The organism is Lentzea chajnantorensis (assembly GCF_054300775.1).
Genome location: NZ_JBSDZT010000002.1, coordinates 5,158,274 through 5,172,837, shown reverse-complemented (window position 1 = coordinate 5,172,837; position 14,564 = coordinate 5,158,274). Strand labels below are relative to the sequence as shown.

Here is a 14,564-nt window from a genome sequence, read left to right as displayed (position 1 = left end):
CGCTAGTTTATCCATTGGAAAAGAGATTTATCCAATGGAAAAGAGGGCGGATGGGACGTTTCCAGCTGATGGGCGCCACGGTCGTGGACGGATCAGGCCGCGATCCGACCCAGGGCGCCGTCACCGTCGAGAACGGCCGGATCATCGGCGCCGCCGACGGAGACCGGATCGACGGCGACCGGATCGACGGCGACGGGCTCACGATGACGCCCGGCCTCATCGACGCGCACGTCCACCTGGGGCTGTCGAGCCCGATCCAGCCGCAGTTCTCGTTCCAGATCAGCGCCGCCGAGATCGCCGCGGACATCTTCGCCGCGGCCGGCAAGGCGCTCGACGCCGGCTTCACGACCGTCCGCGACACCGGCGGGATCGACGGCGGGGTTGTCGCCGCGATCGCGAAGGGCAAGGTCAGGGGGCCGCGTGTGCTGTCGTGCGGGCCGGTGCAGTGCCAGACCGGCGGCCACGGCTACTACGGCGCCGAATGGGAGCCCACCGAACTGTGGAGCAGCCACCACGTGCCCGGCCTGTGCGCGCTGTCCATGATGGCCGGCAACGCCGACGAGCTGCGGCGCAACGTGCGAGAGGCGTTCCGGCGCGGGGCGTCGTTCCTCAAGCTCTGCGTGACCGGCGGGGTGGTGGGCGGCAACGACCGGCTCACCGACACCCAGTTCACCGTCGAGGAGATCGCCGTCGCGGTGCAGGAAGCCTCGGCACGCGGCACCTACGTGACCGTGCACGCCCACAACAACGACGGCATCCGCAACGCGGTCGAGGCAGGAGCGCGCTGTGTCGAGCACGGCACGGATCTCGACGAACAGACGGCGGAGCTGATGGCCGCCCACCGGGTTGCGCTCGTGCCCACGTTCACCGTCGTCGAACGGTTGCTGCACGATCCCGCCGCCGCCGGCCTGGGCGAAGCGGTCCGCGAGCGCGTGGCGGGAGCGCGGGAACGGATGGCCAGGGCGCTCGCCGTCGCCAAGGAGGCCGGGGTGCGGGTCGGGCTGGGGTCCGACCTCATCGGCCCGGACCAGGACCGCCGCGGCGAGGAGCTCAGCCTGCGCGCACAGTTCGAGACACCGATGGACGCCCTCGTGGCGGCCACGAAGACCAACGCCGAGATCATCGGCCTGCCCGAGGTCGGCGTCATCGCCCCCGGCAAGCAGGCGGACCTCGTGCTGTGGAACGGAAACCCGCTCGAAGACCCGGCCGTCTTCGCCGACCCCGCCAACGCCGTACTCGTCGTCCACAATGGACGTGTTGTGAAGGATCTCCGATGAGCACCATGTGGAACGGCTGCCTCGCCGACACCGACTACTTCGAGCTGCGTTCCAGCAGTGGCCACGACTACGGCGTGTGGGTCACCACGCCGCCGAACCACGACCCCGCCACGGCGCAGCTGCCCGTCGTGTACGTGCTCGACGGCAACTGGGCGGTCGGCCTGACGGCGCCGCTCATCGTCACGCAGCAGGATCCCATGCAGCCGATCAAGCCGTACATCCAGGTCAGCATCGGCTACGCGGGCGAGGACGCGCAGCACTGGGCGCGGCTGCGCAACAGGGACCTCGTGCCGCCCGGCGAGCCCGTCGCCCGGGAGTTCCTCGACGCCGTGGAGATGGGGGTCCAGGCGGGTGCGATGACCCGCGAGCAGGCCGACGCCTACGTCGACGAGCTGCGCGACACGAGAAGTGATGCGTTCCTCGGCTTCATCACCGACGAACTGCACCCCCGCGTCGAACGCGACTACGGCACGGCCACGAGCGGTCACGGCCTCTTCGGCTACTCCTACGGCGGACTCTTCAGCCTCTACGCCTGGCTGACCGGCACCACGCTCTTCGAGAGCATCGGGGCCGGCAGCCCCGGCGTCGCCGGTGAGGACAGCCGGATCTTCGCCCGCATTCGGGAACTGGGCGAAGACCTGCCCACGGCCGAGCTGCACCTGACGTTCAACGACCGCGAGATCCTCGGCACCGTGCCGATCTACCAGAACCTCACGAAGAACGCGGCCACCGTCCTGCACCACCTCACCGCCCGCGGCGCGGCCGTGACCAGCGAGGTGCTGCGCGAAACGCACGTGACCGGCCTGCAGTCGTCGTTCCTCAGCTACCTCAGGACCTGCCGAGCCGGCGAGGTCAGCAGGTGACCTTGACGACCGCGTTCGGCTGGAACGACACGTGCACGTGGTCCATGTGGTTGGCCGTGGGGCTGCCCCGGTCCTCCATCATCGACCAGCCGCTGCCGTCGTTGTAGCGCTGCCGCCAGATCACGTAGGTGACGCCGAACGCCTTCCGGTTGGCCAGCACGTACTCGGCCAGGGCGTTGCCGGTCGCGTTGTCGACCATGAAGTCCAGCGCCAGGCCGGTGGGGTGGTCGCCGGAGCCGCCGCGGCCGACGGCGCCACCGATGTTGTCGACGCCGAACTTGCCCCCGACGTGGTGGCCCACCTGCGCCACGTGCGGCTTCACGCCGTTCAACGTGGTCGGGCAGGGCGGCGGGGGTGGTGGAGGCGGCGGAGGTGGCGGTGTGGTGGTCAACGGGACCGTCGTGGTCACCGGGGGCACCGTGGTGGTGGTCGGAGCTTCCGAGGACGTCGGCGCGGTGGTCGACGTCGTCGGGGACGTCGAGCTCTGGCCGGCGGAGGTCGCCGGGGCGCCCAGCTGGGCGGCCGCTCCGGTCGGGTCGACCGGCTGGTCGGAACCGCGGACCGTCCAGAAGGTCACGACCAGGCCTGCGGTGAGGGTGGCGGCGACCGCGATGGGCAGCTTCTTGCTGGGTGTCGGCTGAGTTCTATGTCGGCCCGGCATTCGGGAACACCTTGCGTCGGGGACAGGGCATGCTCACACGGGCGGCCACATTACGAAATGAACACGGGAACGTCACAGACGAGTGTTGATCCTCACACTCCCCCTGGTGAACGCCTTGCTACCGAAAGTGAGCCGTGCAGTTGGCAGCCTCGCTCTTCCGTGATGGATTGCTGCCCGATTGGAAGGTTCCGGCCTCGCCTGCCCTCGACAGCGTCAGAACGGATGATCACTTCCTGCAGTCCTCACCGGATGTCGCGGGCAGGCGGGTCACACCGGGGAATGCCGCTCGGTGATCAGTCGAGCCCGAGCCCGGGCAGCTTCACCGCGGCGGTCTGCGCACCCACCGGCTCGTGCCACGCGCGGTACCGGAGGTCGTCCGGACTCGTGATCCGGTAAGACTTGTTCAGCGCCACCACGCACCGCCGCGCCAGCTGCGCGAACTCGGCCGTGAGCGCGGGCCGCCGCAGCGACGACGTCCAGTTGGGCTGTGCGACCCCGGGCTCGACCCACCCGGACCTGCGCAGCAGGAACTCGAGGGCGTCCTCGACGACGTCCGCGCCCGGCGCCTCCGCGTCGAGGCGGTCGGGCTCGGCCGCGAACTGCACGTACCGCTTCGGGTCGTCCGCCGCGTGGATGACGAGGAACACGCGGTCCGTCACGTCGCGCAGCGCGTCGGTGAGCCGTTCGGCGAACAGATCCCAGGCGTGCGCGATCTGCCACGGCGCCCGAACCGGCGTGAGCTCGGTGGTGAACCGCAGCTCCGGGTCGTCGAACGCGACGAGCTTCTCCAGCGGCCCGCGGTGGTCGGCCCTCGCGAAGCCCTCGGCGCCCGCCCGCTGGTCGAGCGTGGTCACCACGTACGCCTGAGGTGTGGTCGTGAGGACCTCGACGGCCAGGCCGCGGTAGGTGCCGGGACGGGCGAGGTCGTAGCAGTCCAGCACGTCGTCCGGCCCGAGGTGCTTCACGAAGTAGCGGCGGCCCGTCCTGGTGAACGACTCGTCGACGGCGTGGTCCGACGCGATCCACCACTTGTCGGGCGAGTGCAGCAGCCGGTAGGCGACGTCGCGGTACCGGACGAACCGTCCGGGTGCGGGAAGGCGGTCGTTCACCGGTGTCCGGCCCTCCGGTCGAGCGCGACGCCCTGCGGCGTCTCGAACATCGCGCGCAGCCCCCTCAGGTCGAGCCTGAACGACATGCTCCCGCCGGACGGGGTGGTCCAGGTGGCGGACGACGTGCCTTTGAAGTCGCACATCGCCGGTGCGCCCCAGCGGGTTTCCCCCTCGCGCACCATCAGGGCGTAGGCGTCACCGAGGAACCGCCTCGACGCGGGGGTGACCTCGCGGATCGTGTCCGCGACGTCGAGCTGGAGGTAGGACAGGTCGCCCCTGGAGCCGATGGTCGACACGTCCGGGGTGGTGAACCCGGAGACCGTGTTCATGAGGTAGGGGACGCCGCCGTCGACCTCGATCGTCCACCCGAACCACTCCACGGCCAGCTCCTGCACCTGGTCACGCGTGAGCGGCCAGGGTGCGGCCTCCCAGAAGTCCATGAGGTCGCACGCCTCGACGGGCGTCATCGCCTTCCAGCTCACCTTCCGATCTTCGCACGGTCCTCATCGGACGCGACGACCTCACGGTGGATGATGCCCGCCATGACAGGTGTCGACCCCTTCAGCGCGAGCCGCGAGCGGTACCTCGGCCCGCTCCGCGGCGACGGAGGCCTCTGCGTCGGCAACGCCGACGAGTGCGATCACTACACCGAGGACGGCGCCGTCCGGATTCCGTGGCGGGGCCGGCCACGGCCCGAGGACATGGCACGGGTGCACAGCCTGGCCCTGTGCCCGACGGAGGCCCAGCTGCGCAAGGCGGTGCTGCCCGCTTACCTGCCGGACCTGGTGAACCTGGAGTCGCTGACGCTGCCCGCGCCGCTCGTGACGCACCTGACGTCCCCCACGCTGACGTCACTGGTGATCGGCAACGCCGACGGCCAAGCCCCTCCGGTCCCCCTCGCCGCCGACACCGCCCTGCCGGCGCTGCGCGCGCTGATGTGGGTCAGCTCCTACACCACGCCGCGGCTGCCCCAGGTGGTCGACCCGTTGCCGCCACTCAAGTTCCTCCGCACCAACGTGTCCGGTGACCCCGCTGTGCTGCGTCAGCTCGCGGCGCTGCCGTCGCTGCGGCACCTGGAACTGGTACACCTGAAGAACACCGACGTCGTCGACCACCTCGTGGCACCGCTGCGCGTGCTGGAGATCGGCGACACGGGACGCGACTTCCCGGTGGCCCGGCTCGCCGAGATCACCACGCTGGAGTCGTTGCGCCTCAACGGTATCCGTGCCGAGATCGACTGCACGGTCTTCCCGATGCTGCCGAACCTGGTCCAGCTGACCGTCCTGAACTCGAAGCGGATCGTGAACGTCGAGGCGCTGCTGGACTGCCCGACCCTGGCGAGCGTCACGTTCGTCGACTGCGGCAACCCGTTCAAGAAGGACGGCAAGGCGCTGTTCCGTTCCAGGGGCTTCGCGGAACTGGACATCGACTACTCGTGATCGAAGCCAGCTAAGGTGGCCCGCATGGGCGTTTCCCTCTACTACACGGCTCGCCGCGCGACCCCGCTGACCGACGCCGAAGTCACGGCGGTCGGCCAGGCTGTCGACACCCACAACGCGAACGCGCCTTTCTCCGCGGAAGAAGAGGGGCTGTTCCTCTACGACCAGCTGGAGTCCGGAACGGTCCTCAACGGGTCGACCAAGATGCCCGGCGCGGACGACCGGGCGGTCCCGTCGCTCGTGCACTGGCTGGCCGCGGTCACCGCGCTGCGCCACGCCGTGCCGGACGCGGACTGGACGTTCACCCTCGACGACCACGAGATCGAGTGGGACGACCAGGCCGGCTACCACCTGCCCGGTCTCACCGACTGATCCTGGAGCTGAACGGCCCAGAACAGGCGCGTGCCGCGAGCACGGCGCAGGTGAGCACCGCGGCATCAGGGCCCGCCGGTCGCGGGCCCGTGATCGGCGGGTCGGGGTGTCAGGCCGGCGGGATGGTGAAGATCAGGCCCTGGCTCATGGTCGAGCGGATGCCCTGCACGTCCGTTGTGACGACCTTCGCCCGGTGCTGCCTGTCGGGGGTCAACCCGGTCAGCGTGACCTGCTTCTCGGTGACCAAGCCGGTGTGCCCTCCGTCCAGGTACACCTCGTAGCCCAAGGTCGGGTTCCACCAGGAGGAAGCTTCCCAGGCCAGTGTCACGGACGTCGGAGTCGTCGAGACCACCCGCAACCCGCTCGGGCGCGGCGGCCGCTCGAAGACGGCGGGCTGCGACCACACGGTGCCCAGCAGGTCGTTCTGCGCCGGGTCGTGCGAGCAGGACGCGGTGACCGTGCCGACCGGAGTGCCGTCGGCACGCTCGGGGCGCAGTGTCAGTGCCAGGTCGTCCACGTGCAGGTCGTAGTAGCCCGGTGTGGTCAGGAACTGCACCGGGAAGGAGCCCGCGGCCCGCACCGCGGCCCCCTGGGTGGTCGTCAGCCACGTGGGCGCGACGGTGAACGAGGCCCGGGTGGTCCGCGTCCCGTCCGGGCCGGTGATGTGCGCGTCCAGCGTCGCTGTGCTGTCGGCGTCCAGGCGCACCCCGCCGGCCATCGTCAGGACCGGGCGCAGCTCGCGCAGGTCCAGGTCCACGTCGATGTAGGCGGGTTCGTGCCTGGCGATGGTGTTCGGGCCCGCGCCGTCGTCGGGCAGACCGCCGACGACCCACGCGGTCATCCGGGCACTCGCCCCGGAGGAGGTCGTGCAGGTGTAGTCCATCCGCACCGCGGTCGTCTGGGCCGACGCCGGGGTTGCGGCTCCCGTCAGCACCCCGACGGCCGCCAGGACAGATGCCAGCGACAAAGCGGTGATGCGGAGTGGCTTCCCTCTCATGCGCACCTCTACATCCTCTTCGTGTTCACTCGACTGCGGACAGTGTCGCGCACATCAACGTCGGGACGTGTCGACCATTCAGCCGCAGCAAGGTGGAGGTGATGTTCGAGCAATGCCGAAATGCAGCACGGAGTGGAAGCAGATCGGGAGCGACTCTTTGCATTGGACGTGCCTCGACTGTCCTTAATGGACTTCGGCTCAGTCGTGCCGTCGGCGACGAGGACGTCCTCGTCGCCGACGACCGCGTTTCGGCGGCCTGCGGAGCCGTCCTACCCGTTCGGTGCGGAAGGCCGGCTCGGTCTGGTCACAGCGTCAGCGCCTCGTCGAGGTCCTCCTGCGTGCACCAGCCGATGGCGTCGTCCGGGTCGAGCTGCGCGACCTCGCAGAGGACGGCGGGAGGGTCCATCCGCCGCCACGTGCGGCCGCTGTAGCGGGGGTAGATGACGAGGTACCTGCCGTAGTCCTGGAAGCCCCTCACACCGATGACCGCCCACACGCCGTCGGGCGCCGTCGGGTTCTTCTTGAGGTGCTGCTCGGTGACGCCGTACACCGGCTCACGGCACGTGCCCGCCGCCTCGTTGTCGGTGCGGTGGCACACGTAGTCCGCGTTGTTGCCCAGCAAACGCTTGACCTCGTGCGGCAGCAGGTGCTTGGCGTTGACGCGGCGCCGTCCGCCGCCAGGACCCGCCGGGGTGGTCGGGGCCGGCGTGGCCGGGGTCGCGAGCCAGCTCGACAACCAGGCGCTGACGCCTTCGGCGAACACCATCGGCCTGCTGGCGTCGACCCATGACCGGAACTCGTCGAACGCGTACGGGGGCAACACCGGGAACTGCTGGCGGATCAGCACGATCGGCTGGTACCGGCGCGCCGTGAGCCACACGCTGTCGAACACGGTCCGGCGCACCGCGAGGCGGCTCGCGGCCGGGATGAGGGCGGTCATGCCTCGCTCCAACCGGGCTTGGCCATCGCGGCGAAGGCCTCGTCGACGTCGGCGGCGACCCACGCCGCCAGGTCTTCCTTGCTGACGCCCTTCAGGTCGGGGTCAGCGGCGAGCGCGGCCTTGAGGTCCTTCTCCAGGTTGGCGAGCACCGCCTTGGTGAACTCCGCCTTCGACGGCAGCACGGCCCGGAACGCCTCGCGCTCCTTGGTCTCCGCGGCAGTCGGCTGTTTGACTGCACTTGCCTTGGTGGCCTCGACCTTCGCGGTCGTGGCCACCGGTTCCTTCAGCTCCATCGGGCATCCCTCGATCGGCGGACGGAGTGTCAACCGGCAGTCGTCCCGGTAGTCGACGTCGTTACCCGACTGAGGGAATCCCACCCGTTCAGCTCAGGTGGTGCGCGAATGGCGCCGCGGTTCAACGGGCTGAAACCCGCGGGGACGCTGCTGGAGGTGGCCGGCGTGCTCGATCCCACCTCCGCCGGTTGCCGGGTGACGGCCGCCGAACAGTGGATTTGCCTTGGCTGCATCCCGTGTTGGATTCACCCAGAACCGGGAAGGTGACGGCGTGGCGGTTTCGCGGCGGGAAGTGTTGCGCTGGACGGGAGCGGCGGCTGCGGCGGTCCTCGGCGATGGGGCAGTCGCGAACGCACGCCCTCCGCGCTGGGCTCGGCTGCGCGCTCACCTGGACGGTGAGCTGCTGCTGCCCGGTGACGACGGTTACGACACCGCGCGGCTGCCGTTCAACTCGCTGTTCGACCACCACCGGCCGGCCGCGATCGCCCGGTGCGTGCGGCCGCAGGACGTGCAGCACTGCCTGGAGGAAGCACGCCGATCCGGTGTCCGGGTGGCCGCCCGCGGCGGTGGGCACAGCTATGCCGCCTACTCCACCCCGCACAACGGCCTGGTGGTCGACCTCGCGCCGATGGCCGGGGTCGAGGTGCGGCCCGACGGCACCGCGGTGGTGGGCGCGGGAGCACGCCTCGGCCAGGTCTACTCGGCGCTCACGGCCGTCGGCCGGTGCCTGCCACTGGGCAACTGCCAGTCCGTCGGCATCGCGGGGTTCACCCTCGGCGGTGGCCTCGGCTGGACGCAGCGCACCTACGGCCTCGTGTGCGACAGACTGCGTGCCGCCACGACGGTCACGGTGGACAGCCGGGTGGTCACCGCGTCGGAGGACCGCGAATCCGACCTGTTCTGGGCGTTGCGCGGCGGTGGCGGCGGCAACTTCGGGGTCGTCACCTCGTTCGAGTTCGCCACCGCGCCGATGCCGGAGGTGCTGACCGTGTTCCGCGTCCGGTTCCCTGCCGGGTCGGCGGCGGACGTGCTCGGCGGCTGGCAGCCGTGGAGCGTGGTGCTGCCCGAGGAGGTCTCCACCTCTTGCGTGGTCATGCCGAACGGCGCGGTGGACGTGTCCGGCTGCGGGATCGGGCGCGAGGGTGTGGTGCTCGCGGAACTCGCCCGTCTGCTCGACGCGGTCGGCGTCAACGCGCCGGTCGAGCACGGCGAGGTCGACTACCCGACCGCGACGGCGATCATGACCGGTGGTCAGCCGGCCCGCAACGCGTTTCGTGCGTCGTCGCGGATCGTGGACAGGTGGCACGCCCCTTCGGCGGTGGCGGACGCGGTGCGCGGCATGGACAGCGCGCTGCTCGTCCTGGGTGCGCTCGGTGGGGCGATCGACCGGCGGACGCCGACGGACACGGCTTATCCGCACCGCGGCGCGCCGACGTCCGTCGAAGCCTTCGGCTCTGTCGGCACCCTGCCGCCCGACCAGGTCACGCGTGAGGTGGACCAGGCGCAGAAGGCGTTGGCTGACCTGATCGGCACCGGCACGTACATCAACTACCTCGACCCGTTGCAGGAGGACTGGGCGCAGACGTCGTACCGGCACAACCTGCGCCGGCTGCGCGCCGTGGCCCGCCGCTACGACCCGGACCACGTGCTGCGATTCCCCCAGTCGGTGCGCTGAGCCCAGGTCAGCTTCGACACCGGCGAACTGCTCCCGGTCATGTGGTGTGCCTACAGCGAGTAGCTGTTCTCGATGCTGCGTTCACCGGATCGTGTTCTGGTGTGCGGCGCGTACTAGGAGTGAGGTAGTGATCACTCAGCAGTGAAGGAGTCCTGTGATGGACACAGCCGCGTTCGAGGCCCTGAAGTTCCAGGGTGACCCCTTGGCCGATGCGGTGATCGCCGACCTGGTCGCCACGAACCGCGTCGGCGTGGTCAACGAGGTGCTGGAGCACTTCCGCGCCAATGACCAGCCCATCCCCGAGCAGCTGCCCGAGCAGGTGCGGGAGTTCCTCATCGCGACGGACAACCCGCCGGAGTGGGTGGAGGCCGACCGGGTGGCGCGGGCCTATGACTTCTTCGTCGACGACGGCGTGCACGTCGCCTCCGTGCTGACGTTCGGCGCGATGGTCAACTGCTACGCCCACGCCCGCGCGTCCCGGGCGCTCACCCTGACCCACGGCCTGAACCAGCCCCACCGGCGGCTGTCGGAGACCTCCCAGTTCGTCATGGACATGATGGGCCGTGACGCGTTCGGCTCTGGCGGGTCGTTCGTGCCCACCATCCAGAAGACGCGTCTCATCCACGCCGCCGTGCGCCACTTCCTCACCGCTTCCGGCCGCTGGGACGTCGCCGCCGACGGCGTTCCGGTGTGCCAGCAGGACATGGTCGGCGCCTTGCTCATCTTCTCCGTCCAGGTGATCGAGGGCATGCGCCGCATGGGCATTTCCGTCACCGAGCAGGAGGCGCAGGACTACTACTACGTGTGGCGTGCCGCGGGCGCCATGCTCGGGATTCCCGCCGAGGCCGTGCCGGAGTCCATCGAGGACGCCCGCGAGCTGAGCGCCGCACTGGTCGAGTCCGTCTACGGGCCGTCGCCGGAGGGCGTGGTGCTCACCCGGCACCTGCTCGACCTCTACGAGAAGCTGTTCCCCGGAAAGATCTTCGACGGCATCGTCGCCGCCATGATCCGCCAGGTCGTCAACCCCGAGGTCGCCGACTGGATGGAGGTGCCGAAGTCCCGCGGCTGGGCCGGTGTCGTGCGCGCGGGTACCCGCCTGGTGCGGGCGCTGGAGCGCGCCGAGGACAACAGCGCCCTGGCCACCACCATCCTCGACCGCGCCGGCGCCATCCTCCTCGGAGGTAGCGTCCGCAACCTCACCAACGGCCAGTCCACCACCCTCACCATCCCCGCGGACCTGCGTGAGCGGTGGGAAGCCGACGGCCGGTCGCCTGTGCCCACCGCGGCGGACCGGGCATGACAAGGCGCTGACCGGTAGACCCGCCACGTCGTGCGCGGGTTCGGTCGGCACAGGCTCCTGGCACTCCGGCAGGTCGGGCCGCACTCTCGCCGCCGGCTCATCGTGGAGGATTGCGGTCATGGCTCATCCGGACGAGTTGGCGGCGCTGGACCTCTACTCGGTCTGGTCAACGGCGCGGGACTTGGAAGAGGTGTTCGACCCGTTCTCCTTCGAGCAGCGGATGGCCGCCTACCGGATGATGATCGACAACACCAACGCGGGCGGCCGGTTCGGCGCCGACAACCGGCACAACCCGTTGTGGGGGTTGATGTTCCAGCACCAATGGCAGTTCCGCACGGATCGGCTCGGCGCCGGCACCCGGCAGAACGGGCGGATCGACCCGGACTCGCCGTGGGGTTATGGCAACTACACGCTGAGCGTCATCCCGTGGCTGGGCGCCGCAGCCGCCGGAGTGGTGCCGGACCTGCCGGTCGCCGACCCGCCGGCCCGCTCCCGGTTCCGGTACGTGACAGGCCGAACCGTCCCGGAAGAGCTCGCCCCGGCGGTGCAGGACTGGCACGCCTACTTCTCCCTCGTGAGCCGGGGTGACCTGACCGACCCCGAACCGGCACGCCTGGCCCTGTGGAAGGCGCACAAGACATCCCTGGACGTGGTGGTCGACGTGCTCGCCGGCGTCGACACCGCTCCCTGGCCCGACCTGGAGATCAGCTTCCTGCGCGGCTGGTGCCGGATGGTCGACTACCTGTGGGCAGCAGCCTGGCCCACCGACTTCACCTTCATGACCGCCCACGGCCTCGACGTGCTGCCCGAATCCCTGCTCGCCACCCCCGAGGACGTGGATGCGTTGCCGCCCAAGACGCGCGGCAACGTCGTGAACATCCTCAGTCTCGCGACCACCTCGAAGTGGCGCTACAACCTCAACCTGCTGTTGTGGAAGCGAGTCATGCGCACCCGCGAAGCCCGTGACCGGGTGCTGCCCCTGCTCGACGCGGTGTTCAACCCCAAGCCGGACAACGTCGCCGAGCGCCGCGCGATGCTCGGTTACCTGCTGCGCCCCTGACCGCAGCACCAGCACGCCGGAGTCGGCGGGTGTCGGCCGTCGAAGCGCGGGTGCGGGCGGGACTGAACCCGCGCCGGATCGGATGTCGACCTGTGCCGCTCGACAAGTCGTCACAGCAGCACGCCAGCGCATCTCCCCCTCAGGCTGCCGCCAAGCTTGACGATCAAGCCAATGGCATAGGTGGTCAACCGGTGCGTAACCGCAGTGGTGGGCAGGTCGGCCGCGGCCCTCGAGAACGGGTGTCCTCAAGGGCCGCGGTTCCTGGAGGGAAGAGATCAGCCGAAGTCGACGTCACTGCACAGGAAGTACTTCTGGTCCATGTGCGAGGCCTTCCAGATCGTGACGACGACGTGGCGCCCGGTGTAGCCGGAGGTGTTCACCTCGGTCCTGTAGTCGAGCTGGCCCGGATACCTGCCGGTCTGCTTGACGAAGTCGAGGTTGTTCCAGCTGATCGTCGACGTGGCCGGGTCGAAACCCTGCTTGGTGACGTAGATCTTCAGGTAGTCGGCGCCGTGCCGGGCCACGTCCTGGACGTGGACGGTGAACGTGCTGTTGACCTTGGTCATCCGCCACGGTCCCGGGTTGTCCATCGGGCCGTACCGGCCCATCTCCGCGCGACCGGCGCTGCAGATCTGGCCGTTGGGAACGACGCGCTCGAGGTCCTCGCCCAGGTTGTTGGCGTACAGGGCGTTCCAGTTGTACATCGCGTCCGGGCTCTGGTGCCACGCGATGTGGCACATGGGGTCTTGCTCCTGCATGCCCGGAGCGTCGGGGCCGGGCCAGCGGGTGGCGCAGCCGTAGTTGCGGGTCGGCGGGTCGATGACCGTGCCGTGTGCCGAGGCGCGGGTCGGCTGGAAGGTCATGAGCGAGGCGACGACGGACAGCAGCACGGCGATGTGCAGGGCTGTCCGGCGTCGGGGCGCCGAAAGGGTGACGTGCATGGGTCAGTCCTCCGTGTAGTCGATGTGTGCTGTTCCCACCGGGGCGTGTGCTGTGGCGATCACCTCCCTTGGCGTGTGCCGGTCTGCGGGCGGGCGAGCAGCTCGGACAGCGCCCACCGGCCGGGGCCCAGAACCGCGAGGAGCAGGAACGCCCAGCTGAACAGCGCGGCCGGCTCGCCGCCGTTCTCGATCGGGAACAGGCCGTGGGGCTGGTGCGCGGTGAAGTAGGCGTAGGCCATGGAGCCGGAGCACACGACCGCGGCGGCGCGGGTGACCAGCCCGAGCAGCACCAGTGCGCCGCCCACGAGCTGGATGACCGCGGCCCACCAGGTCGGCCAGTGCGCGAAGCCGGGTGTCCGGCCTCCGTGCGGTCCACCCAGCACGCCGAAGAGAGTGGCCGCGCCGTGACAGGCGAAGAGCAGCCCCACGACGAACCTGAACAGACTCAGTGCCAGCTGCCGGTGGTCGGCCGTCAGTTCCACGGTGGTTCCCTTCTGCGGTGAGCGCCGTCGCGGGAAGGTGCGAACGGCTGGTGAGCAGGCGGCAGGGCCGCCCACGGTGGCGTCGTGCACGGTTGTCCGTGACGACGCCACCGCTCTTGCGGAGCGGGGTCGCAGGCCGCCACCGACGACCCCGCTCACCCCTGCGCGGTTCGGGCCCGGCAGGGTGTCCTCGTTGCTTCAGGCAGGTGTGCCGGACTGCAACCACGAGCTGGCTCGCGTGCGATCACCACGAACCGGTAGGCCCTCACGCCAGCGGGTCGCACGTGCCACCTCGTCGTGGTCTATTTCCGTGCGCCGATCAAAGGTTCGGACGGTTGTGGTTGAGCCGCGGACATGAGCACCAGGCACGCGGTGATCAGGACGAGGTTCTTGACCACGAACTCGCCTTCGGTGGTGAGCAGCAACGGGTTGCCCGCCTGGAACGCCGCCTGCGGCTGGACGACCAGCACCAGGAACGTGCCGAGCAGGTGGGCCAGCGCCACTCCCGCGACCCACCGCAGCCGGCGGCCGAGCCACAGGGCCGCGCCGAGCACGATCTCCGCCGATCCCAGTGAGAACAGCAGCAGGTCGCGGTCCAGCCAGGGCACGGTGCGGGCGACCAGATCGGCGACCGGTGTCACGTCGGCGACCTTGAGCGCGCCGAACCACACGAACACCAGGCCGAGCGAGCCGCGCAGCAGCGTCACCGCGCGGGTGATCACGGCGCACCGCAGGTGCTGGTGTCGGCGGGGTCGACGCGCCATTGCCCCTCGCGGGAGCGCAGCCAGTGCTCGCCGGTGCGCTGGCCGCGCCGCCAGGAGACCCGGACGACGTCGGGCCCGTCGGCCACGACACCGAGCACCTCGTGGGGAACTCCGAGCTCGCAGTGCGCGAGCCGGTCGACGAACACGTCACGGGGATCGCGCTGCTGTGCTTCGGTGGTCCACATGTCCCAGGCCTTGGCCGGCTCGCCGCCCGAGAGCAAGCCGAGGTAGGTGGTGGCGACCCCGCGCAGCAGCGCGACGTCCTGCGCCGTCATCGCGTGGTGCTGGTGGTGGTGTGAGTGGTCGGGTCCGCCGGGCGCGCATCCGGCAGCGGCCGCGACGGTCAGGGCAAGGCAGACAAGGGTTCTCATGTGGATCCTCCCGAGGTGGC

Annotated in this window: 18 protein-coding genes; 8 read left to right on the top strand and 10 right to left on the bottom strand. The window is 70.0% G+C overall.

The genetic code is table 11. From position 1 onward, the window contains the following. The first annotated feature begins 50 nt into the window (after positions 1-50). Both ACVDFE_RS25555 and ACVDFE_RS25550 read left to right on the top strand, forming a co-directional pair. Positions 51-1,277, top strand: coding sequence for an amidohydrolase family protein (locus ACVDFE_RS25555; protein ID WP_458432167.1), 1,227 nt, complete (start codon positions 51-53; stop codon positions 1,275-1,277). Further along, complete coding sequence (locus ACVDFE_RS25550; RefSeq protein WP_458432166.1) at positions 1,274-2,140, top strand: alpha/beta hydrolase; 867 nt, start codon at positions 1,274-1,276, stop codon at positions 2,138-2,140. The genes ACVDFE_RS25555 and ACVDFE_RS25550 overlap by 4 nt, the downstream gene beginning before the upstream one ends. On the opposite strand, the gene ACVDFE_RS25545 is transcribed toward ACVDFE_RS25550, so the two are convergent. Continuing rightward, a complete protein-coding gene (locus ACVDFE_RS25545; RefSeq protein ID WP_360396502.1) occupies positions 2,130-2,462 on the bottom strand; it encodes a hypothetical protein in 333 nt (110 codons plus the stop codon). The two genes, ACVDFE_RS25550 and ACVDFE_RS25545, sit on opposite strands and share 11 nt — an antisense overlap. Before the next feature lie 58 nt (positions 2,463-2,520). Between ACVDFE_RS25545 and ACVDFE_RS25540 the strand changes: the two genes are divergently transcribed. Continuing rightward, entirely contained in the window at positions 2,521-2,781 is a 261-nt protein-coding gene (locus ACVDFE_RS25540) for a hypothetical protein (protein ID WP_458432165.1), read from the top strand. A 313-nt stretch (positions 2,782-3,094) separates the two neighbouring features. Here the strand turns inward: ACVDFE_RS25540 and ACVDFE_RS25535 are convergent, their stop codons facing one another. After that, positions 3,095-3,910, bottom strand: coding sequence for a TY-Chap domain-containing protein (locus ACVDFE_RS25535; RefSeq protein ID WP_458432164.1), 816 nt, complete (start codon positions 3,908-3,910; stop codon positions 3,095-3,097). After that, entirely contained in the window at positions 3,907-4,392 is a 486-nt protein-coding gene (locus ACVDFE_RS25530; RefSeq protein ID WP_458432163.1) for a DUF6301 family protein, read from the bottom strand. Before ACVDFE_RS25530 ends, ACVDFE_RS25535 begins: the two co-directional genes overlap by 4 nt. A 60-nt stretch (positions 4,393-4,452) precedes the next feature. Between ACVDFE_RS25530 and ACVDFE_RS25525 the strand changes: the two genes are divergently transcribed. Together ACVDFE_RS25525 and ACVDFE_RS25520 are read left to right on the top strand one after the other, a co-directional pair. Next, the gene (locus tag ACVDFE_RS25525; protein ID WP_458432162.1) at positions 4,453-5,349 is read left to right on the top strand and encodes a hypothetical protein; all 897 of its coding nucleotides are present in this window, start codon (positions 4,453-4,455) and stop codon (positions 5,347-5,349) included. A gap of 24 nt (positions 5,350-5,373) precedes the next feature. Beyond that, positions 5,374-5,721 (top strand): hypothetical protein, encoded by a 348-nt coding sequence (locus ACVDFE_RS25520; RefSeq protein ID WP_458432161.1) that lies wholly within the window; start codon positions 5,374-5,376, stop codon positions 5,719-5,721. 109 nt (positions 5,722-5,830) lie between these two features. Here the strand turns inward: ACVDFE_RS25520 and ACVDFE_RS25515 are convergent, their stop codons facing one another. The 3 genes from ACVDFE_RS25515 to ACVDFE_RS25505 all read right to left on the bottom strand — a co-directional run bounded on the left by ACVDFE_RS25515 (position 5,831) and on the right by ACVDFE_RS25505 (position 7,951). Continuing rightward, a complete protein-coding gene (locus ACVDFE_RS25515; protein WP_458432160.1) occupies positions 5,831-6,718 on the bottom strand; it encodes a fibronectin type III domain-containing protein in 888 nt (295 codons plus the stop codon). Between the two features lie 304 nt (positions 6,719-7,022). Next, entirely contained in the window at positions 7,023-7,658 is a 636-nt protein-coding gene (locus tag ACVDFE_RS25510; protein WP_458432159.1) for a hypothetical protein, read from the bottom strand. Then, positions 7,655-7,951: a hypothetical protein gene (locus tag ACVDFE_RS25505; protein ID WP_458432158.1), complete on the bottom strand. Its 297-nt coding sequence runs from the start codon at positions 7,949-7,951 to the stop codon at positions 7,655-7,657. The genes ACVDFE_RS25510 and ACVDFE_RS25505 overlap by 4 nt, the downstream gene beginning before the upstream one ends. 271 nt (positions 7,952-8,222) lie before the next feature. Here ACVDFE_RS25505 and ACVDFE_RS25500 point away from each other — a divergent pair, with 271 nt between their 5' ends. From ACVDFE_RS25500 to ACVDFE_RS25490, 3 genes are all read left to right on the top strand, one after another. Continuing rightward, positions 8,223-9,626 carry an FAD-binding protein gene (locus ACVDFE_RS25500; protein ID WP_458432157.1) on the top strand — a complete coding sequence of 468 codons (1,404 nt, stop codon included), beginning with the start codon at positions 8,223-8,225 and terminating at the stop codon, positions 9,624-9,626. 157 nt (positions 9,627-9,783) lie between these two features. Further along, the gene (locus ACVDFE_RS25495; RefSeq protein ID WP_360401984.1) at positions 9,784-10,926 is read left to right on the top strand and encodes an oxygenase MpaB family protein; all 1,143 of its coding nucleotides are present in this window, start codon (positions 9,784-9,786) and stop codon (positions 10,924-10,926) included. Between the two features lie 118 nt (positions 10,927-11,044). Beyond that, positions 11,045-11,986: a Leg1-related protein gene (locus ACVDFE_RS25490; protein ID WP_458432156.1), complete on the top strand. Its 942-nt coding sequence runs from the start codon at positions 11,045-11,047 to the stop codon at positions 11,984-11,986. 275 nt (positions 11,987-12,261) lie between these two features. Here the strand turns inward: ACVDFE_RS25490 and ACVDFE_RS25485 are convergent, their stop codons facing one another. From ACVDFE_RS25485 to ACVDFE_RS25470, 4 genes are all read right to left on the bottom strand, one after another. After that, positions 12,262-12,927: a lytic polysaccharide monooxygenase gene (locus ACVDFE_RS25485; RefSeq protein ID WP_458432155.1), complete on the bottom strand. Its 666-nt coding sequence runs from the start codon at positions 12,925-12,927 to the stop codon at positions 12,262-12,264. 59 nt (positions 12,928-12,986) lie between these two features. Further along, the gene (locus tag ACVDFE_RS25480) at positions 12,987-13,409 is read right to left on the bottom strand and encodes a DoxX family protein (RefSeq protein ID WP_458432154.1); all 423 of its coding nucleotides are present in this window, start codon (positions 13,407-13,409) and stop codon (positions 12,987-12,989) included. Positions 13,410-13,711: 302 nt separating this feature from the next. Next, positions 13,712-14,131: a DoxX family membrane protein gene (locus tag ACVDFE_RS25475; protein WP_360401970.1), complete on the bottom strand. Its 420-nt coding sequence runs from the start codon at positions 14,129-14,131 to the stop codon at positions 13,712-13,714. After that, entirely contained in the window at positions 14,128-14,544 is a 417-nt protein-coding gene (locus ACVDFE_RS25470) for a hypothetical protein (protein WP_458432153.1), read from the bottom strand. The genes ACVDFE_RS25475 and ACVDFE_RS25470 overlap by 4 nt, the downstream gene beginning before the upstream one ends. Positions 14,545-14,564: the final 20 nt, after the last annotated feature.